Source organism: Rhizobium sp. S96, assembly GCF_030382195.1.
Taxonomy (GTDB): Bacteria; Pseudomonadota; Alphaproteobacteria; order Rhizobiales; family Rhizobiaceae; genus Rhizobium.
The window spans coordinates 362,232-382,108 of the sequence record NZ_JAUDRY010000010.1; the positions used below are offsets into that span (position 1 = coordinate 362,232).

General features: G+C 61.4%; 13 protein-coding genes. 7 read left to right on the plus strand and 6 right to left on the minus strand.

Annotation, left to right across the window (positions count from 1 at the left end):
• Nucleotides 1–28 precede the first annotated feature (28 nt).
• From QTL94_RS13945 to QTL94_RS13970, 6 genes are all read left to right on the plus strand, one after another.
• Nucleotides 29–922: a LysR family transcriptional regulator gene (locus QTL94_RS13945; protein WP_289802264.1), complete on the plus strand. Its 894-nt coding sequence runs from the start codon at nucleotides 29–31 to the stop codon at nucleotides 920–922.
• Nucleotides 923–1,089: 167 nt separating this feature from the next.
• The gene (locus QTL94_RS13950; protein WP_289802265.1) at nucleotides 1,090–1,569 is read left to right on the plus strand and encodes a formate dehydrogenase subunit gamma; all 480 of its coding nucleotides are present in this window, start codon (nucleotides 1,090–1,092) and stop codon (nucleotides 1,567–1,569) included.
• Nucleotides 1,566–3,122 (plus strand): formate dehydrogenase beta subunit, encoded by a 1,557-nt coding sequence (locus QTL94_RS13955; RefSeq protein WP_289802266.1) that lies wholly within the window; start codon nucleotides 1,566–1,568, stop codon nucleotides 3,120–3,122. The genes QTL94_RS13950 and QTL94_RS13955 overlap by 4 nt, the downstream gene beginning before the upstream one ends.
• 5 nt (nucleotides 3,123–3,127) lie before the next feature.
• Nucleotides 3,128–6,007 carry a formate dehydrogenase subunit alpha gene (gene fdhF / locus QTL94_RS13960; protein WP_289802267.1) on the plus strand — a complete coding sequence of 960 codons (2,880 nt, stop codon included), beginning with the start codon at nucleotides 3,128–3,130 and terminating at the stop codon, nucleotides 6,005–6,007.
• The gene (gene fdhD, locus QTL94_RS13965; RefSeq protein ID WP_289802268.1) at nucleotides 6,007–6,834 is read left to right on the plus strand and encodes a formate dehydrogenase accessory sulfurtransferase FdhD; all 828 of its coding nucleotides are present in this window, start codon (nucleotides 6,007–6,009) and stop codon (nucleotides 6,832–6,834) included. Before fdhF ends, fdhD begins: the two co-directional genes overlap by 1 nt.
• A complete protein-coding gene (locus QTL94_RS13970) occupies nucleotides 6,824–7,048 on the plus strand; it encodes a formate dehydrogenase subunit delta (protein ID WP_289802269.1) in 225 nt (74 codons plus the stop codon). The genes fdhD and QTL94_RS13970 overlap by 11 nt, the downstream gene beginning before the upstream one ends.
• A 59-nt stretch (nucleotides 7,049–7,107) precedes the next feature.
• On the opposite strand, the gene QTL94_RS13975 is transcribed toward QTL94_RS13970, so the two are convergent.
• From QTL94_RS13975 to rocF, 5 genes are all read right to left on the minus strand, one after another.
• Entirely contained in the window at nucleotides 7,108–7,740 is a 633-nt protein-coding gene (locus tag QTL94_RS13975; protein WP_289802270.1) for a hypothetical protein, read from the minus strand.
• A 486-nt stretch (nucleotides 7,741–8,226) separates the two neighbouring features.
• The gene (locus QTL94_RS13980) at nucleotides 8,227–9,981 is read right to left on the minus strand and encodes a methyl-accepting chemotaxis protein (protein WP_289802271.1); all 1,755 of its coding nucleotides are present in this window, start codon (nucleotides 9,979–9,981) and stop codon (nucleotides 8,227–8,229) included.
• Nucleotides 9,982–10,272: 291 nt separating this feature from the next.
• Nucleotides 10,273–10,749, minus strand: coding sequence for a chemotaxis protein CheW (locus tag QTL94_RS13985; protein ID WP_289802272.1), 477 nt, complete (start codon nucleotides 10,747–10,749; stop codon nucleotides 10,273–10,275).
• 243 nt (nucleotides 10,750–10,992) lie between these two features.
• On the minus strand, nucleotides 10,993–12,192 hold the full coding sequence (gene rocD / locus QTL94_RS13990; RefSeq protein WP_289802273.1) for an ornithine--oxo-acid transaminase: 1,200 nt from the start codon (nucleotides 12,190–12,192) through the stop codon (nucleotides 10,993–10,995).
• 17 nt (nucleotides 12,193–12,209) lie between these two features.
• Complete coding sequence (gene rocF / locus QTL94_RS13995) at nucleotides 12,210–13,145, minus strand: arginase (RefSeq protein ID WP_289802274.1); 936 nt, start codon at nucleotides 13,143–13,145, stop codon at nucleotides 12,210–12,212.
• Between the two features lie 128 nt (nucleotides 13,146–13,273).
• Between rocF and QTL94_RS14000 the strand changes: the two genes are divergently transcribed.
• Complete coding sequence (locus tag QTL94_RS14000) at nucleotides 13,274–13,702, plus strand: Lrp/AsnC family transcriptional regulator (protein WP_289802275.1); 429 nt, start codon at nucleotides 13,274–13,276, stop codon at nucleotides 13,700–13,702.
• A gap of 59 nt (nucleotides 13,703–13,761) precedes the next feature.
• Here QTL94_RS14000 and QTL94_RS14005 read toward each other — a convergent pair whose 3' ends face one another.
• Nucleotides 13,762–19,866, minus strand: a complete 6,105-nt coding sequence (locus QTL94_RS14005; protein ID WP_502944137.1) for a translocation/assembly module TamB domain-containing protein — start codon at nucleotides 19,864–19,866, stop codon at nucleotides 13,762–13,764.
• Between the last annotated feature and the right edge of the window lie 11 nt (nucleotides 19,867–19,877).

A 19,877-nucleotide genomic window follows, 5' to 3' on the forward strand; every position in this document is an offset into this window, starting at 1 on the left:
GCGTGCCGTAGTTCGGCGCGGAGGCTGAATGATCGACAAGCTGGAATTCTTCATCGCGCTCGCCAATGAGAAGCATTTCGGCCGCGCCGCCGAAGAGTGCGGCGTCTCGCAGCCCAGCCTTTCCGCCGCCATCCGCCAGCTTGAAGATCAGCTTGGCGTCGTTCTGGTCCAGCGCGGATCCCGCTTTCAAGGGTTGACGCCCGAAGGCCAGCGGGTGCTCGAATGGGCACGTCGCATTGTCAGCGATGCCCGGACGATGCGAGAGGAAATGCGCGCGGCGCGCAAGGGGCTCTCCGGCCATATCAAGATCGCGGTCATCCCTACCGCACTGGCCATGCTGCCGCGCATCACCATGCCGTTTCAGGAGCGCCACCCCGATGTGACGTTTTCGATCGTCTCCCGCAACTCCCTGCAGGTGCTGAGCATGTTGGAGAATCTGGAGATCGATGCCGGCATCACCTATCTCGAGAACGAGCCGCTCGGCCGCGTTACCAGCGTGCCGCTCTACGAGGAGCGCTACAATCTCATCACCGCCGCAGGCAGTCCCCTGTCCGATCGCGAGAGTGTGACCTGGAAGGAGCTCGGCGATATCAGGCTTTGCCTATTGACGGCGGACATGCAGAACCGCCGGATCATCAATCAGCTTCTCGCCGAGGCGGGTGCCACGGCGCATCCGACGCTCGAATCGAATTCGATGATCGTCCTCTTCTCACACGTCAGGACCGGCCGCTGGGCGAGCATCATGCCCCGCAACGTCGCAAAATCCTTTGGCTTTCCTGCCGAGATCAGGATGATACCGATCGTCGAGCCGCAAGCGCATCATGTGGTCGGTCTCGTGGCCACGCATCGCGAACCCTTCACGCCGCTGGTCTCCGCGCTGCTGCATGAAGCGCGCATCCTCGCCGAAACACCGGAACTTTGATAGGTTTTTCCTATCATTTGACGGAACAGCCTTATTGATCGCTTCGCCGTTGCCTGAGAAAGTTCTATAATGAACTGACTTAGCGGTTTCGTCGGCCACAGGTTTCGGTAGAGAGCCCGCCCGCCCAAGCTGCTTCGCATAGCGTGCAGGCCGTGGGAGGGCTGCTGATGAACATTCATGTCGCCAAGAGCGATATCGCCGAGCGCACACGCTCCATCATCGACCATCTGAAATCTCTCGAAGGCCCGCTGCTGCCGGTCCTCCACGAGATTCAGGACGAGTTCGGGTATGTCCCGCGAGAAGCGCTGCCGGTCATTGCCGAAGAGCTCAACCTGTCGCGAGCCGAAGTGCATGGCGTCGTTACGTTTTATCATGACTATCGCGATCATCCCGCTGGACGGCATGTTTTGAAGCTCTGTCGGGCCGAGGCCTGCCAATCGATGGGTGGCGATCAGCTGGCCGAACGCGTCAAATCCATGCTCGGTATCGACTGGCACGGCACCACGCCAGATGGCGCGATTACGCTCGAACCTGTCTTCTGTCTTGGGCTCTGTTCGTGCTCGCCGTCCGCGATGATGGACGGCGAGGTTCATGGCCGGGTGGATGTCGCCGATATCGAAGAGATGATCGAGGAGGCACGTCGATGACCGTCAGGATCTATGTCCCGCGGGATGCGGCAGCGCTGGCGCTCGGCGCGGATAAGGTGGCGGATGCGGTGGCGCGGGAGATCGCAGATCGCGGCCTCGACGCCAAGATCGTGCGCAACGGTTCGCGTGGCATGCACTGGCTGGAGCCGCTGGTTGAAGTTGAAGTTGCTGGCAAACGGATCGGCTATGGCCCGGTAAAGGCCCGCGACGTCGCGGCTCTCTTTGACGCGGGGCTGATATCGGGTGGGGATCACCGGCTCTGTCTCGGGGAGGTCGAAGAACTGCCGTTCCTGAAGCGGCAGACGCGGCTCACCTTCGCGCGTTGCGGCGTGATCGATCCGCTATCGCTGGATGACTACGAGGCTCATGGTGGTCTTGCCGGTTTGCGCCGCGCAGCCTCCATGCAAGCCGCCGATATCGTCAAGGAAGTCACCGACTCCGGCCTGCGCGGCCGCGGTGGTGCCGGCTTTCCCACCGGGATCAAGTGGAAGACCGTGCTCGATGCACAGGGTGCGCGCAAGTACATCGTCTGCAACGCCGACGAGGGCGACAGCGGCACTTTCGCCGACCGAATGATCATGGAGGGCGATCCCTTCGTCTTGATCGAGGGGATGGCGATCGCGGGTCTTGCTACGGGAGCGACCAAGGGTTTCGTCTATACGCGTTCGGAATACCCGCACGCGATCGCGGCGATGACCCGGGCAATCGACATCGCCCGCAGTGCCGGCATTCTCGGCACCTCCGTGCTCGGCTCGGGTAAGGCCTTTGATATGGAGGTCCGCACCGGTGCCGGCGCCTATGTCTGCGGCGAGGAAACGGCGCTGCTGAACAGCCTCGAAGGCAAACGCGGTATTGTCCGCGCCAAGCCGCCATTGCCGGCGCACAAAGGCCTGTTCGACTGTCCGACCGTCATCAACAATGTGATCTCGCTGGCATCGGTCCCTGTCATCATGGAGAAGGGGGCGGCTTACTATCGCGATTTCGGTATGGGTCGCTCGCGCGGCACGATCCCGCTACAGATCGCCGGAAACGTGAAGCATGCCGGCCTGTTCGAGACGGCGTTCGGGCTCTCGCTCGGAGAAATCATCGACGACATCGGCGGCGGCACGGCGTCCGGCCGTCCTGTCAAGGCTGTGCAGGTCGGCGGGCCGTTGGGCGCCTATTTCCCACGGGCCCTGTTCGATACGCCGTTCGACTATGAAGCCTTTGCGGCCAAGGACGGGCTGATCGGCCATGCCGGCATCGTCGTCTTCGACGATCGTGCCGACATGCTGAAGCAGGCGCGTTTCGCCATGGAGTTCTGTGCCGTCGAAAGCTGCGGCAAGTGCACGCCCTGCCGCATCGGCTCGACGCGTGGGGTGGAAACGGCCGACAAGATTGCGAAGGGCATTGAGCCAGAGAAGAACCGGGCGCTCCTTGCCGATCTCTGCAACACGATGAAGTTCGGTTCGCTTTGCGCGCTCGGCGGTTTCACGCCCTATCCTGTTATGAGCGCCATGACGCACTTCCCCGAAGATTTCGTCCCCACATCTCTTATTGAAGCGGCGGAGTAAGACCTATGCCTCTCGTCCACGAAACCGATTACGGCACGCCGGCCTCCTCCTCCGAAACCATGGTGACGCTCACCATCGACGGCAACCAGGTGACGGTGCCCGAAGGCACCTCGATCATGCGCGCATCGATGGATGCCGGCATCGAGATCCCCAAGCTCTGCGCCACTGACATGATCGACGCATTCGGCTCCTGCCGGCTCTGTCTTGTCGAGATCCAGGGGCGGGCCGGCCTTCCGGCATCGTGCACCACACCGGTCGCGGCAGGGATGGTTGTCTCGACGCAGACTAGCCGGCTGAAGGATATCCGCAAGGGCGTGATGGAGCTCTACATCTCCGACCATCCGCTCGACTGTCTCACCTGTGCCGCCAATGGCGATTGCGAGTTGCAGGACATGGCAGGCGCCGTCGGTCTACGCGATGTGCGCTACGGCTATGACGGCGACAACCACGTCAAGGCGCGAGACAATGGCGGGCTCAATGCCAAATGGGCGCCGAAGGACGAGAGCAATCCTTACTTCACGTTCGATCCCGCGAAGTGCATCGTCTGTTCGCGCTGCGTGCGGGCCTGCGAGGAAGTGCAGGGCACGTTTGCGCTGACCATCGAGGGGCGCGGCTTTGACTCGCGCGTTTCGGCCGGCATGCACGAGGATTTCGTCTCGTCGGAATGCGTCTCCTGCGGCGCCTGCGTGCAGGCCTGCCCGACGGCGACGCTGACCGAGAAGGCCGTGATCGAGATCGGCCAACCGGAGCATTCAGTGGTGACCACCTGCGCCTATTGCGGCGTTGGCTGCTCCTTCAAGGCGGAGATGCGCGGCGAGGAACTGGTGCGCATGGTGCCCTGGAAGGACGGACAGGCGAACCGTGGGCATTCCTGCGTCAAGGGCCGCTTTGCCTACGGCTATTCCAGCCACAAGGACCGCATACTGAACCCGATGGTGCGTGAGAAGATCACGGACCCGTGGCGCGAAGTGACCTGGGACGAGGCTTTTGCACATGTCGCCTCGGAATTCCGCCGCATCCAGTATCAGTATGGTCGGGATTCTGTCGGGGGCATTACCTCTTCGCGCTGCACCAACGAGGAAACTTATCTGGTGCAGAAGCTCGTGCGTGCCGGTTTCGGCAACAACAATGTCGACACCTGCGCCCGCGTCTGCCATTCGCCCACTGGCTACGGCCTTGGCCAGGCCTTCGGCACCTCGGCGGGTACGCAGAACTTCGACAGCGTCGAGAAGAGCGATGTCGTCGTGATTATCGGCGCCAATCCGACGGATGGACATCCGGTGTTCGGGTCTCGCCTCAAGAAGCGGCTTCGGCAGGGTGCCAAGCTGATCGTCATCGATCCGCGCCGGACCGATATTGTGCGCTCGCCGCATGTCGAGGCGTCGTATCACTTACCGCTGAAGCCAGGCACGAACGTCGCCGTCATGACCTCGCTGGCGCATGTGATCGTCACCGAGGGTCTGTTCGACGAGCGTTTCATCCGCGAGCGCTGCGACTGGTCCGAATTCGAGGATTGGGCGGCCTTCGTCGCCGAGCCGCAGCACAGCCCGGAAGCGACGGAAGCGCTGACCGGTGTACCGTGTGATCTGCTGCGGGGAGCTGCCCGTCTTTATGCCACCGGTGGTAACGGCGCGATCTATTACGGCCTCGGCGTGACCGAGCACAGCCAGGGCTCAACGACAGTCATGGCAATCGCCAACCTAGCGATGGTGACCGGCAATATCGGCCGTCCCGGCGTGGGCGTTAACCCGCTGCGCGGCCAGAACAACGTGCAGGGCTCCTGCGACATGGGCTCCTTCCCGCACGAACTGCCGGGCTATCGCCACGTCTCCGACGATCCGACCCGCGATATCTTCGAGAAGCTCTGGGGCGTGAAGATCAGCGACGAGCCGGGCTTGCGCATCCCCAACATGCTCGATGCCGCCGTCGATGGTTCCTTCAAGGGACTCTATGTCCAGGGCGAGGATATCCTGCAGTCCGATCCCGATACCAAGCATGTGGCGGCAGGCCTGGCGGCGATGGAGTGCGTGGTCGTCCACGACCTCTTCCTGAACGAGACCGCGAACTATGCGCATGTCTTCCTGCCCGGCTCGAGCTTCCTCGAGAAGGACGGCACCTTTACCAATGCCGAGCGCCGCATCAACCGCGTGCGTAAGGTGATGAGCCCGAAGAACGGCTATGCCGACTGGGAAGTAACGCAGAAGCTCGCCCAAGCGATGGGCCTTGCCTGGAGTTACCAGCACCCGTCCGAGATCATGGATGAGATTGCGGCGACGACGCCGAGCTTCGCCATGGTGTCCTACGACTATCTGGAAAAGATGGGCTCCGTGCAGTGGCCTTGCAACGAAGCGCATCCCGAGGGATCGCCGATCATGCATGTCGACAGATTCGTGCGCGGGAAGGGCAAGTTCATCCGCACCGAATATGTCGCTACCGACGAGCGCACGGGACCGCGCTTCCCGCTGCTGCTCACAACCGGCCGTATCCTCAGCCAGTACAATGTCGGTGCGCAGACGCGGCGCACGGAGAATGTCGTCTGGCATTCCGAAGACCGGCTGGAGATCCATCCTCATGATGCCGAACAGCGCGGTATTCGCGATGGCGACTGGGTGAAGCTGATGAGCCGATCCGGGGATACGACGCTGAGGGCGCTGATCACCGATCGCGTTTCACCTGGCGTGGTTTACACCACCTTCCACCATCCCGACACGCAGGCCAATGTCATCACCACTGACTTCTCGGACTGGGCGACGAACTGCCCCGAGTACAAGGTAACGGCGGTGCAGGTCTCGCCTTCCAACGGTCCATCCGATTGGCAGGTCGAGTATGACGAGCAGGCTCGGCAGAGCCGGCGGATATCGGGCAAGCTGGAGGCCGCAGAGTAATGACCGAGCGGCCAAGCCGGATTGCTGTCAGACGCACGGCCCGTAGCGGCGGTGTGATGGTAGCCGGCGAGCGCATCGTGCCGGAGGAGGTTCCCATAGCCTTCTCCTATGGCGGTTCGACGCATGCGGTCATGATGGGAACACCTGCTGACCTCGAGGATTTCGCCATCGGCTTCAGCCTCACGGAAGGGATCATCGCGCGGCGCGACGAGATCTCGGCGATCGAGGTGGTCGAGAGCGAGCAGGGCATCGACGTGCAGGTTTCGCTGGTCGATGAGGCTGCCCTCGCTTTAACGGCGCGCCGCCGGAGCATGGCAGGCCCGGTCGGTTGTGGTCTCTGTGGCATCGAATCCATCGAGCAGGCGGTTCGCAGCGTGCCCGATGTGTCCGCGGCAGGCATGACGATCAGCCATGAGCAGATCGTGGAAGCGATTTCGCTCTTGAATGGAGCGCAGCCCCTGCACCGGGAGACGCGAGCGGTCCATGGAGCGGGCTTCTATGTTCCCGGCCAGGGTCTCGTCGCCGTGCGCGAGGATGTCGGGCGGCACAATGCGCTGGACAAGCTTTGCGGTGCGGTTGTTCGCCTGGGTCTTTCAGGCGCGGGGGGCGTCGTTGCCGTCACCAGCCGTTTGTCTGTCGAGATGGTGCAGAAGGCCGCCATTCTCGGCAGCCCTGTGCTGATCGCCATCTCCGCGCCGACGGCGCTTGCGATCCGCACCGCCGAGCAGGCGGGGATGACCCTGATCGCCCTCGTTCGCGGCGAGGATTTCGAGATTTTCACCCATTCGCACCGCATCCAGCCGGGACATATTTCCGATGTCGCATGATACCCAGACCAAACTCGTCTACATGGCAAACCAGATCGCGACGTTCTTCAAGACGCAGCCCGAGGATGAAGCGGTGCCGGGGGTGGCTTCCCACATCAATAAATTCTGGGAGCCGCGCATGCGGCGCCAGCTTTTCGAGATGCTGGAGCGTGACGACAACGGACTGAATCCGCTGGTGGTGCAGGCTGCAACGCTGATCCGTCGCCCGGAATAGCCAATCCCAAGCGCAAGACAGAAATCGGAGAAGCGCCTGCAAGCCGGCGCTTTCCTGCATCAACGCATGGCGATGACCATCTTGCAGAGCTTTACCAGGCTTGAATCGAACCCACCTGAACGCACGACGTCCTTGCAGCGGACCTTGATCTTTGCCTGCTCGGCGGATGACATGTCGTCATAGGCGAGCAACGGGTTCTTCGGATTGCCGGTCGTTCCCGGGCCTGTTGTACCTGGCCCCGATGTGCCGGGTCCCGTCGGGTTGCTTACCGATGGCACACCAAGGTCAACGTCCACGATCGTATTTCCACCCAAACCAACGGTGGCTTTTGCGGTGGCGAGGCTACTGCCACCGACGTTCGCGCCAACATCGGCGTTGATGCCCCTGGAGCCGCCGACACTTGCGGTCGTGCTCACCCCGAGCCCGCGGCTGCTGCCGCCGACCGAGGTATTGCTGTTGACGCCGCTGGCGCCGCCGACGGAGGCGTTGACGCCAAGCCCGCCCGACGAACTGCTGCCGACGTTGGCGTTCACGCCGCTGGCACCGCCCACCGAGACGCTCAAGCCACCACTGCTGCTGTTGACGCTGACACCGTTCTTGCCGCCGATATCAAGCGCGTTCGCCGGAATGGGAGCCACCAGCCCCGCGCTGCCAAGAAGAAGGATGGCTATGGTCGTTGTCTTGTAACTCATACTAACCTCCAAACGATCTCTCACCGGAACCCGATGTTCCGGCTTGGGGAAAAAGAATGGAAGCGCGCTTTCATCTTGCGATCGACAGCAACCGAGGGTGGCTATCTGCCTTTCATCATAAGAGAAAGATAATATGCGCAAGGCCTAAGATTTCAATATTTCCTCACGCATAGGTAATTTAGGATTCTCGGTACGACTAATCGATCGTGAACGCAAAGGCTAAGAATGTCACCGGCCACGAGGGAAGCTGAGCTGTTTCGGCGCCTGATGAAGTTCATAAGATATTGAAAATACAATATCTTTGTGGTCGTTCAATGCTTGATCATGTGTGCCCGGCGACCAGCCAGGTTTTCCCGTTTTCATATTCCGCTAATGCAATGTGTGGTCGAGTCGATTCTCTTCACCGAGGGATCTGCGAAGCTCGCCAGAATTGCAGAAGCCGGCACCGCGCTTGGCGATGCCGGCTGCTCACACGATGTCAGCTGTTCAGAACTCTTGCCAGCTATCGGCCACAGGCGCTGCCGCACCGTGGGCTTTTGCCACGCGAGCGACCAGATGGAGCGCCGGGGAGGGGGCTGGCCTCGGTGCGTTTCGAGATGAGTAGGTTTCGGCAAGGCGGAACTGGGCAATCAAGCCCCGAAGCGCTTCCGCTTCGGCGGCGAGCTTGTGGCTTGCCGCGGTGCTCTCCTCGACCATCGCCGCGTTCTGCTGGGTGGCCTGATCCATGGAGTTGACGGCGTGGTTGATCTCCTTGAGGCCAGTCGCCTGCTCCTTGGATGCCTCGACGATGGCGACGACGTTGGTGTTGATGTCGCCGACCTGGGTCACGATTGTTTCCAGCGCCTTGCCGGTCTGGCCAACCAGATCGACGCCGTTGCGGACAAGTTCGCTCGATTTGGTGATCAGCGATTTGATCTCCTTCGCCGCGCTGGCGGAGCGTTGGGCGAGTTCGCGCACTTCCTGCGCCACGACTGCAAAGCCTTTGCCTGCCTCGCCAGCGCGGGCCGCCTCTACGCCGGCATTGAGCGCGAGCAGGTTCGTCTGGAAGGCGATATCGTCGATGACGCCGATGATGTTGGTGATCTCTCGTGAGGATTGCTCGATCTGGTCCATGGCCGAGACCGCATTGCGGACGACGAGCCCGGATTGTTCGGCGCCGTGCTTGGTCTTGGCGACCAGTTTACCGGCTTCGTCGGCACGATGGCTGGAGTCGTTGACCGTTGTAGTGATCTGTTCGAGCGCGGCCGCGGTCTCTTCGACCGACGCGGCTTGCTGCTCGGTTCGCTTGGAGAAGGAATCCGCTGAAGAGCCGATTTCCCGGGATCCGGCGGCGATCGCGCGCGCATTTTCGCCGACGGTATTGAGCGTTTCGGAGAGCTTGGTGACGGTCGCGTTGAAATCGTGCCGCAGCTGTTCCATCGACGGTACGAAAGCTGCATCCACGGTCTTGGTGAGATCGCCTTCCGACAGTCCGCGAAGCGCTTCAGCAAGCTGGGTGATTGCGCTCATTCGCTGGGTAACGTCAGTCGCGAACTTGACGACCTTGTAGACTTTGCCGTTGGCGTCACTAATCGGGTTATAGGCCGCCTGGATCCAGATCTCCTTGCCACCCTTGCCGTATCGAACGAATTCATTGGCGATGAACTCGCCTTGCGCGAGCCGGCGCCAGAAATTGGCGTATTCCTCCGTTCGCGTGTAGGCGGGTTCGCAGAACATGTTGTGGTGCTTGCCAGCAATCTCCAAGAGGGAGTACCCGAGCGCGCCGCAGAAGTTCTCGTTTGCCGTCAGGATCTCGCCGGTGGGGGTAAACTCGATAACGGCCTGCGAGCGGGAGATCGCGTCGAGCTTGCCGGCGTCCTCGACCGCTTTCTTCTTCACATCGGTGATGTCGGCGGCAAACTTTATGACCTTGTAGGGTTTGCCGTTCCTGAACACAGGATTGTAGGTGGCCTGGATCCAGATTTCCCGACCGCCCTTTGCGAGACGCTTGTAGGCGCCGGAGTCGTGTTCGCCTCTGCCGAGCCGAGCCCAGAAGTCGCGGTATTCCGATGTCGCGGTATAGGTCGGCTCACAGAACATGCTGTGATGCTTGCCGGCGATTTCCGAGAGGCTATATCCAAGCGCATTGCAAAAATTCTCGTTTGCCTTCATGACGTTGCCCTTGAGGTCAAACTCGATGATTGCCTGCGACTTCGAAATCGCGTCGAGGATATTCTTCGAATCAGATGACAGACCGAACATTTTCATCCCCTCTGTGCACGGGCGCCAACGCCCCGCGCGGTTCCATTAACCTGACGACTGCTCGTCGTTCCAAGGCCGTTCGTCGGCATGGTGCCCATCTCGACGCGAGAAATTCCTAGTCGCCACAACCAATGATCGGACCATGAGGGTTAATGTTTAGTGTAAAAGAAATATCTAATTTAATATGAGTTCTATGGTAGAAGTTGTGATGAATTTCTTATAATGAGTGTATTCGTCTACAAAAAAAGCCGCTCGATTTGAGCGGCTTTTGCTTGGCATTGAAGCTATTCGCTATGCGGCGAGTTCGTCTGTTTCGTTTTCCTTGAACATCTTGGCGAGGTTCAGGAAGCAGATCATGCCATTCTCGGAGGCGATGATGCCCTCGCAGAAGGCGCGGTCGAACGATGCGGTCACTTCCGGTACCGGCTGCACCTGGCCAGACGAGATCGTCAGGATGTCAGACACGCGGTCGACCAGCATGCCGATGACCATGTTGTGAACCTCAGCGACGACGATGGCGCTGCGCTCATTGGCAACGGTGCTCTTCATTCCGAGCTTGAAAGCAAGGTCGATGATCGGGATGACGGAGCCGCGCAGGTTCATGACGCCGATGACGTCGGCTGGCGAATGCGGGATGGGTGTGGACGGTGCCCAACCGCGAATTTCGCGGATTGTCGTCGTCTTCACGCAGAATTCCTGATCGTGCAGTCTGAAGGCAATGATCTCAAGCGTATCGCCGCTGAAGCTCGTGGAATTGATGGTAGCCATTAGAATTGTCCCAACTGTCGAAAGCCAGGGCAGAAGCAACCGCGCCACCATTGGCGCGGATGGACTTTGCCTTCAAACCGCCGGAACTCTTCGACCGAGAAAGTACCGATACGGTTACTCCGGACATTAGGTGAAGAGTGTTTCTCAATTCTAAATTGGGACAGATGATTTTTAGTCCGGCTCAGCGTTTGCTCGAGGTGAACTCGCGATGTCGCGAGTTCACCTTGGGCGAAGGCCGAGCGACTAAGCGATCGTCTTTTCGATCTGCGCCACCGCCCACTCAACCTGATCCTTGGTGATCACCAGCGGCGGTGCGAGGCGGATCGTGTTCTCATGCGTATCCTTGGCAAGCAGGCCGCGTTCCTTGAGGGAATAGCAGTACTGGCGGGCGCCGCCAGCCTCCGGGACCAGTTCGACAGCCATCATCAGGCCCCGACCGCGCACATCCTTGACGATGTTGGAACGGATCGAGCGCAGGCCCTCGAGGAAGTAGTCGCCCATCTTGGCGGCGTTCTCGATCATGCCTTCCTCAGTCAGCACCTTCAGCGCCGCGCGCGCCACGGCGCAGGCGAGAGGATTGCCGCCAAAGGTCGAGCCATGCTGGCCGGGCTTGAGGACGCCAAGCACTTCGGAATTGGAAAGAACGGCAGAGACCGGATAGAAACCACCTGACAATGCCTTGCCGATCAGGGTCACGTCGGCTTCGATGCCTTCGTGTTCCTCTGCCAGCAGCTTGCCGGTGCGGCCAAGCCCGGTCTGGATTTCGTCGAGGATGAGCGTGACCTGGTGCTCCGTGCAGAGCTCACGCACGCGCTTGAAATAGCCGGCCTGTGGGATGATAACGCCAGCCTCGCCCTGGATCGGCTCGATCAGCGCGGCGACGGTGTTCTCGTTGATGGCAGCGGCAAAGGCATCGGCATCGCCGAAAGGAACGGTACGGAAGCCCGGCGTGTAGGGGCCGAAGCCGGTGCGCGCATCCGGATCGGTCGAGAAGCTGATGATGCTGAGTGTCCGGCCGTGAAAATTATCCGAGCAGACGATGATCTCCGCTTTGCCTTCCGGCACGCCCTTGACCTCGTAGCCCCACTTGCGCACGGCCTTGATGGCAGTCTCGACCGCCTCGGCGCCTGAGTTCATCGGCAGGATCTTGTGCGAGCCGGTCAGCGCTGCGAGCTCTTCGTAGAGGTGCGCGAGTTGGTCGTTGCGGAAGGCGCGCGAAGTCAGCGTCAGCTTGCCTGCCTGCTCGACCATCGCGGCCAAGATCTTCGGATGGCAGTGGCCCTGATTGACCGCCGAATAGGCCGAGAGGCAGTCAAGGTAGCGGTTTCCGTCCGTGTCCCAGACATAAACGCCCTCGCCACGCGTCAGGACGACGTCGAGCGGCTTGTAGTTATGAGCGCCGAGGCGCTGCTCGGTATCGATCAAGTTGGCGGCCGTTTTCATTATTTGTCCCTCTATTATTATGCTGCGCGTGTCGGGCGGTCGAATATGCGGCGGCCAAAGAGGCTTGCCGTGAGCTCCACGAGAATGCGGGCGCTCTTGCCCCGATCATCGAGAAAGGGGTTGAGCTCGACAAGGTCGAGCGAAGAGACGAGGCCGCTGTCGCACAGCATCTCCATGATGAGGTGAGCCTCGCGGAAGGTGGCACCGCCAGGGACAGTCGTGCCGACGCCGGGGGCGATTTCGGGATCGAGGAAGTCGACGTCGAGGCTGACATGCAGAAGGCCGTTGGCGGCGCTGACAGTGCCAAGGATGTCGCGCATGATCGCTGCAACGCCCTGCTCGTCAATCGATCGCATGTCGAAGACGTTGACGCCGTGTTCCTTGATCAGTTCACGCTCCGGCGCGTCGACCGAACGAATACCTACCTGGAAGACGTTACGCGGATCCACCAGGGGCCGGTCCTTCGGCAGGACCTCGGCGATCTCGGCCTGGCCACAGAAAAAGGCAACCGGCATGCCATGAATGTTGCCGGACGGCGAGGTTGCCGGGGTGTTGAAATCGGAGTGTGCATCCAGCCAAAGCACGAAGAGCGGTCGGCCCTGCTGTGCTGCGTGGCGGGCCATGCCGGAGACACTGCCCATCGACAGGCTGTGGTCGCCGCCGAGGATGATCGGGAAGCGACCGGCTGCAGCGATCTCGTAGACGCCGGCTTCCAGCGCACGAGCAAATGCCCCGACGGTCCGTAGATTGTGTGCCTTCGGGAGGTTCGGCAGGTCGCGCGCGGGCACGACCTGTACGTCGCCGGCATCGGCGACATCATAGCCGAGATCGACCAGTGTCCGGTCGACGCCAGCAATGCGCAGTGCGGCGGGACCCATGGCAGCGCCCCTGCGACCCGATCCCTCTTCCAGGGGGGCGCCGATAAGTGTGACCGGTCTGGCTTGCGTCTGCATATGTCTTTTCCCTCATGCTGTTTCGGATGAATAGTGGAGCATCGACGCGACGACAAAAAGATGAAAAAATGTTCGGAATGAAAGCCGATTTAGCAGTTTGCTAAGTCACATATGGCAAAGTGGAAACCATGGACGATCTTGATCAGGAACTTCTCAGCGCCCTCCGGCACAACGCGCGTACTCCCGTGTCGTCGCTGGCGGCTTTGACGGGTGCGTCGCGAGCCACCGTTTCCGCCCGGATCGATCGCCTCGTCGCCAATGGAACGATTGCGGCCTTCACCATCCGCACCGGCCACGAAACCCGCGCGGCAGGCGTTCGAGCGATCGTCATGATCGAGGTTCTCGGCAAGCTTGCCGACAAGGTTGCCGATCAGCTTCGCGGCTTGCCGCAGGTTCGCGCCGTGCATAGTACCAACGGAAGATGGGACTTCATCGCGGAGTTGGAAGACCGCGATCTCGTTTCTTTTGACGAGACATTGCGGCGCATTCGACTGGTGGATGGAATCAACACCACCGAGACCAACATCCTGCTGAAGACGCGAAAGACGAGCTTCTAAGCGCCCGCGTAGCCTGGCGGTTTGCTGGACGCAGACTGCCGCGAGAGGACGTCTATCGCCTAGTATTCATGCTCGTAGACGATGCCTGCCTCGCCGGCACCATCGCCGCCAGCTGCGCCGCGCAACTTCACTCCGCGTCCGACGTCGAGGTTGATGATGGCCTTGGCTCCCGATTTGCCACTGCTCTGCTGCAGCTCGAAATAGGTGCGTTCGTTCAGGTAGCGGCCGACGCTGACGCTGGTCTGGCCGTTGGCATCCGTGCTGATGTCTAGATCATCGACGCCCAGCTGGTTGCGTAGCCCTTGAAACAGCGAACCCGAGCGGCCGCCGGCAAGCTGGCTCACCGCGTCCGCCAGTTGGGCGATCTGAAGTGGAGAGAGGCGCGACATGGACTGGCCAAAGATCAGCTGCGCCAAGACCTCATCCTGCGGCAGCGCGGGCGAGGAGGAGAAGGTGATGGACGGGTCGGTCGCGAGGCCCGCTACGTCGACGGTGAGCGTCGTCGAGCCGGATGTCGAGTTCGCTTCCATCTGCAGTGCCGGAGTCAGATCCCCGGCAAAGGTGATGCGGCTCTTGTCGGAAAAATCGAGGCGGCGGTTGAGGATCGTCAAGCGGCCACGGCGCATGGTGAAGCCACCGGAAACGAGGGGGGCCGAGGCTGTCCCCTTGATTGTCACGCTTCCTCCAAGCTCGGCATCGATCCCGCGCCCGCGGACGAAGATCTGCGAGGGCGCATCCAGTCGGATATCGAGGTTCATGGTCGCCGATTTTTCGCGCGGCCCCTGAGGCCCGGCGGCGGCAAGTTGTGCGAGAACCGCCTTCGGCGCGTTGACGTGCTTGATGTCGATTTCCCGCAGCGAGGTCGGCAATCTCTCTGGAACCGTGATCGAGGCCCGTTCGACGTGCAGCTTTCCGCTGAGCGTCGGACCGGCAAGCAGCGGGCCGCGCAATCCGATCATCCCATCGACCGTCGCGACGACCAGGGTGCCGTCGACGTAGACGGCCTTGTCGAGCTTCACATCGATGTTGGCCGGAAAGTTCGCTGCAGGCTGGATCCCGACGTTGCCGGTGACGGAGATGCTTCCGCCGCTGGCGATCTGGCCGGTGAGCCGCGAGATGACCGCTTGCTGCCCGTTGAAACGGATGTCCGCAGTCAGGCTGTTGAGCGCGAGATTACGCCGCACGTCAACGATCCTGGCGCCAGCGGTCGTCACTGTTCCATTGACCAGCGGGGCTGCCGCCGTGCCGCCGATCTGCAGATTGAAGTTGGCTGTTCCCTCTGCCGTCAGCCCCTGGGCGGCGAGCTGCGTGCCGAGGACCGCAAAGGGCAGATTGCCCGAGAAGCGCAAGTCAAGCGCACGGTTGCCAGAAACGGCAACACTTCCTCCACCCTTCAGCGACAGGCCGCCACCGCCCCCGACTGTCGTGTCGAACTTCAGTGTCGGGCCGGACAGCTTTCCGCTCGTCGCGATGCTGAGCGGTTGGAGGCCGGCGCTTCTGGTTTGGCTGGTCGCAGCGTTGCGCCAATCCAGTTTGAATTCGGCGGCGGGAAGCGGCAGCTTGCCGGATGCGGTTACCGTGCCCGAGATATTGCCTTCGGCCGCGAGCCCCGGAACGAAGGCGTTGGCCAGTCCGGCCGGCAGGTTGGCCACGTCGGCATTGACGGAAAGCGACTGTGCGTTTGGTCCGGCGATGACGAAGTTGCCGCCGGCTTTCAGCGACACGCCGCTGCCAGCCAGGTTTGCCTTGAAGTCGAGCTTGTTATCGGCCAGTCGGCCGCTGGCATCGGCAGACAAGGGACCAATACCGGAGGCTCTGGTCTGCGTTGTCGCTGCGTTGGTCCAGCCGAGCTTGAAATCGATGATCGGATTGGTTGGGGTTCCCGAGGTCTTTGCCGTTCCGGAAATGACGCCCTCGGCTCCCAAGCTCGGGACAAAGCCATTGGCAAGGCTCGCCGGGAGATTTGTGATGTCGGCATCGACGGACAGGCCGCCGACCGTTCCGCCCTGCAGGGCAGCGCTTCCCTTGGCTTTCAGCAGGTCGCCGCTCTTGCCGGAGAGGTTTGCATCGAAATCGATCTTGTTATCGGCGAACCTGCCGGTTGCGTTCAGGCTCAGCGCGGAAAGACCGGCGCTTTTCGTCTGGCGCGTTCCGGCATTTGCCCAATCCAGCTTGAAATCGACGGCCGGCAGCGGGAGATCTCCCGACACGACGGCCGATCCGGAGATCGTGCCCTCGGCGCCCAGATCTGGAACGAAACTATTGACCAGAGCGGCGGGAAGGGCATTGAGGCTTGCGTCTGCCTTCAGGTTCCGGACAGCGGTACCCTCGAGTGCCGCTGTACCCGATGCCTTCAGCTGGGCGGCGCCTTCTCCATCAAGGTTCGCCTGGAAGGTCAGGGTGTTGTTGGCGAGAGTGCCGTTGGCGTTGAGGGCGAAAGGAGAAAGGTGGGCCGCCTTGGTCTGGCTGGTGGCCAGATCCTTCCATGCGAGGTCGAAGCGTCCCTCCGGCTGTTTCAGAGTGCCTGTTACCGAAGCCGTGCCGGAAACGATGCCACTTGCACCAAGGTTCGGCACGAAGGCGTTGGCGAGGCTTGCGGGCAATTCGGCGATTGTGGCGTCGATCGCGAGGTCGTGGAGCTCCTTGCCGCTGAGGTGCAGCTTCCCATTGGCGGCGAACGACATGCCGCCGTTTGCGGTGGCGTTCGTGTCGAAGTCGAGAGTGCCGTCGGCAAATTTGCCATTGGTTACAAGCTTGAGGCCGGTGAGGCCTGCTGTCTTCGTCTGCGCGGTTGCTGCGTTCTTCCAATCCAGGTGCAGATTGGCGGTCGGTGTCGGCAGCTTGCCTGAGGCGTTGAACGTCCCCGAGATCAGGCCTTCGGCCGCAAGGTTCGGCACGAAGGCGTTGCCAAGCGCAGCCGGGATATTCGCGAGCTCGCCGTCGAGCGTCAGCGTCTGCCCGTTGTCACCCGAAACCACGAAACTACCGTCGGCCTTCAGAGACAATGCGCCGCTGCCGCTGGCATTGGCATTGAAATGGAGGATGTTATTTTCGAGTTTGCCGCTGGCGGAAACGCCGAGCGAAGAGAGTTTCGCAATCTTCGTCTGGCTGGTTGCGGCATTCTTCCAGTTGAGCTTGAAGTCGAGTTCCGGTGCCGGCAGCTTGCCGGAGGCACTGACTTTGCCGGTGATGGATCCTTCGGCATCGAGGCCGGGCACCAGCGCATTTGCCAGGGCGGCAGGGATGTTGACGATGTCAGCATTGGCGCTCAGCGACTGGGCGTTCGGTCCTGCCGTCGCGAAGTTTCCCTGTGCCTTCAACGAAACGCCGCCGCTTCCAGTCGCAGCTGCCTGGAAGCCAAGCGTATTGTCGGCAAAAGTGCCGTTCGCACCGATCGCAAGGGGTGAAAGGCCGGCGCCCCGGGTATGGCTGGTTGCCGCATTCTTCCAGTCTAGCTTGAAGTTCGCGCTTGGCGCGGCTGGCGTGCCCGTGACTGTAACCTTGCCGGATATCGTGCCCTCTGCCTGAAGGTTGGGCACAAAGCTATTCGCCAGACTTGCCGGCAGTTCCTTGATATCGGCATCAATGTCCAGCGTCTCGCCGATCGTGCCTCTGGCGCTGATTGCGCCAGCGCCGGCAGTGAGCTCGATTCCGTTGAGGGTGACGGTCCCGTTGCTGAAGCTCAGATCCGACGGCGACGTAAGCTCGACGGGAATGTCATGCGGTCTCGCCGAAAAGCGGTTCAGCTGCAGAAGGGTGGTTCCGTCCTTAGCCTCCACTCCGCCCCTGACAACGAGCGGGCTGCTGTCATAGATCGCGTCGAGATCGAAGTTCGTGCGGTTCTGCAGCTGCGTAAAGGTCAGCCCCAGCGTCTCGACCTTGTTCGTGCCGGACACGATCTCCTCGGCCTTGATGCTTCCCGTTGCCGCGAATGCTTTGAGATCGCTGACCGTAACGTTGATGTCCGGTTTGACAACCGAGAAGGTGCCGCGCTTCAGCCCGCTGCCTGCCGCTGCCACCTTGAGTGCGATCGTCCCGCTTTCGTTGGCGATGTCGACGGAGCCCTTCAGGTCGCCTTCCGCGACCTGCCCGCCGAGAGCGGCCAGAAGGCCGACATCCGGAAAATCGAAGGTGAGGGACCCGGTCGGCTGGAAGCCCCCGGAAAGTTCGACGTGACCCGTCAGTCGATTCTTGCCGACATTGGCGGCAATCGACGGCAAGATCACCCTGCCATCCACCGACTGCATATCGGTGCTGATGTTGATCGCTTGGCCGTCGATGCTGCCCTTGGCGGTCAGCTCGGCCTTGGGAGCCTTTGGATCCGCAGTGCCGGAAAGAATGACGTCAAGATCGGCCAGTTTTCGTCCGGCGACATCAAGCTGAGGTGCCTTGACGTTTGCCGAGACGGCGAGTGCTGCAAGGTTGCCCTTTGCGCTCAGCGAATAGCTTGCTTCGCCCGCGGCTGTTTCCAGAAACTTCGCGACCTCCGGGATCCGGCCCGAAAGGGTGGCGTCGAGCATATCACCGTCGAGTGCGACGTTGCCGTTCGCTTCCAGGGCGCTGGACTTGATGGTAAGGTTCGACAAGGTGATCTTCGACGGGATCGTTCCGCCAACAACCGTCTCAACCACTATCGGGGCATCGAAACGGGCTGCCACCGCCGGGGGCAATGCCGGGGGTTCGATTGTCAGCTTGGCGTTGCCGGTGAGCGCACTGGCACTGAGCTTGTAGGACCCGTTCAGGCTGGCGTTGGCAGACGCGCTTTCGATCGTCGTGCCGTTGAAGCCGAGGGCATCCGGTGAAATTTGCAGGGGGACGGCAATCGTCACCGGTCCTTGGATCGCCCGGTTGATGTCAGGGTTGGCGAATGTCATGTCGCCCGCGACCAATCGCAGCTGGACACCGCCGGAGCGGCCGGAGAGATTGAAGTTGTCGCTCTTTGCCGTCAGCTTGACGTTGTTGATCGTTGCCTGCGGCAGGACCGCGGAATCGATCGATGCGCTGGCGTTGAGGCGCGAGGCTTTCGCGTCCCCCGTCAAGGCGAGGTTGACGCCTGATATCATGAAGCGCGCGTCGCCATCGGCCAGCGGCCAACGGAAATCGACGGGTCCTGATGTTCCGAGAAGGTTGGCGTTCAGGCTGTTCTTGCCCTTGGGGTCCAGAGTGCCTGAGGTTGCGATAACGACCGCACCGGTCGCGATGTTGCCGGTTTGAATATCGATCTTGCCCTTGTTGTCGAACGTGGCGGCGACATCGATATTGGTCTGCCCTGAAAACAGTGGGCGGAAGGCTGCGGGAAGCAGGGAGCTGAGATCGCCGCCGCCCTTGAGGTCTATGTGATGCAGGCCATCCGGGGTCTGGGCATGGTGGGCTTCGATTGCCGCACGCTGTTGTCCGTCGAGCGACGCCTGCAGCTTGCCTTTCCAGTTGGAAATCGGGCCGTCGCCCGCGAGGCTGACCTCAAGGGCAGGATTGCCGGGGAGCGCCAGCACGCCCGCAAGCAGGCCACCCTTCGGTTCACTCAGCTTAGCCTGTAGTCGCAGCTGGTCTCCATCAGGAAGAAAGGCGACATCCGCCGTCAGCTTCGCATCGGGAACATCATGCCTGTTCAGCGTCAGCGAGGCATTGCCGCCCTCGTTGTCGGCACGCATGCTGCCATTGGCTGCGAGCGAGAAGGCGCGGCCGATCAGTGGCTGCTCCAGCCGAATGGCCGGTAGGGAGATGTTGTCGATATCGAGCTTGAGCGGAAGGGAAAAGCCGCCGCTGTCTTCGGCAGCAGGGCGGGATGGCAGCGTTCGCACAGGGCTGCGCAGAACGTGGATATCGGCGGCCTCCACGCGTGTAGCGTGGAACCGTCCTGTCAGCAGCGCCAGCGGATTCCAGTTGATCGCGATGCCATCGATTTCCGCGAATACGCCACGCGTATCGGAAAGCACGATCTGGCTTGCCCGCAGGCCTCCGGTCAAAAGCCCCTGCGGATCCTGAACACGGATGGTCATATCCCGGTTGGAGATGATCGACGCTACCTTGTCGACGACGATCCGCGCGCCAAAGGATGTGAAGCCGAAAACGCCGATTGCCACTGCAGCAAGGATCAGCACGACGCCCACGGAATAGCCGAGCAGGCGGATGATCCAGGTCACGATTTTAGTCAACGTCTGCATGAACTCGGACA

What these genes read in the sequence shown, in the direction of transcription:
- QTL94_RS13945 (WP_289802264.1), top strand. Translation starts at nt 29, where the DNA reads ATGATCGACAAGCTGGAATTCTTCATCGCGCTCGCCAATGAGAAGCAT.
- QTL94_RS13950 (WP_289802265.1), top strand. Translation starts at nt 1,090, where the DNA reads ATGAACATTCATGTCGCCAAGAGCGATATCGCCGAGCGCACACGCTCC.
- QTL94_RS13955 (WP_289802266.1), top strand. Translation starts at nt 1,566, where the DNA reads ATGACCGTCAGGATCTATGTCCCGCGGGATGCGGCAGCGCTGGCGCTC.
- fdhF (WP_289802267.1), top strand. Translation starts at nt 3,128, where the DNA reads ATGCCTCTCGTCCACGAAACCGATTACGGCACGCCGGCCTCCTCCTCC.
- fdhD (WP_289802268.1), top strand. Translation starts at nt 6,007, where the DNA reads ATGACCGAGCGGCCAAGCCGGATTGCTGTCAGACGCACGGCCCGTAGC.
- QTL94_RS13970 (WP_289802269.1), top strand. Translation starts at nt 6,824, where the DNA reads ATGTCGCATGATACCCAGACCAAACTCGTCTACATGGCAAACCAGATC.
- QTL94_RS13975 (WP_289802270.1), bottom strand. Translation starts at nt 7,740, where the DNA reads ATGAGTTACAAGACAACGACCATAGCCATCCTTCTTCTTGGCAGCGCG.
- QTL94_RS13980 (WP_289802271.1), bottom strand. Translation starts at nt 9,981, where the DNA reads ATGTTCGGTCTGTCATCTGATTCGAAGAATATCCTCGACGCGATTTCG.
- QTL94_RS13985 (WP_289802272.1), bottom strand. Translation starts at nt 10,749, where the DNA reads ATGGCTACCATCAATTCCACGAGCTTCAGCGGCGATACGCTTGAGATC.
- rocD (WP_289802273.1), bottom strand. Translation starts at nt 12,192, where the DNA reads ATGAAAACGGCCGCCAACTTGATCGATACCGAGCAGCGCCTCGGCGCT.
- rocF (WP_289802274.1), bottom strand. Translation starts at nt 13,145, where the DNA reads ATGCAGACGCAAGCCAGACCGGTCACACTTATCGGCGCCCCCCTGGAA.
- QTL94_RS14000 (WP_289802275.1), top strand. Translation starts at nt 13,274, where the DNA reads ATGGACGATCTTGATCAGGAACTTCTCAGCGCCCTCCGGCACAACGCG.
- QTL94_RS14005 (WP_502944137.1), bottom strand. Translation starts at nt 19,866, where the DNA reads ATGCAGACGTTGACTAAAATCGTGACCTGGATCATCCGCCTGCTCGGC.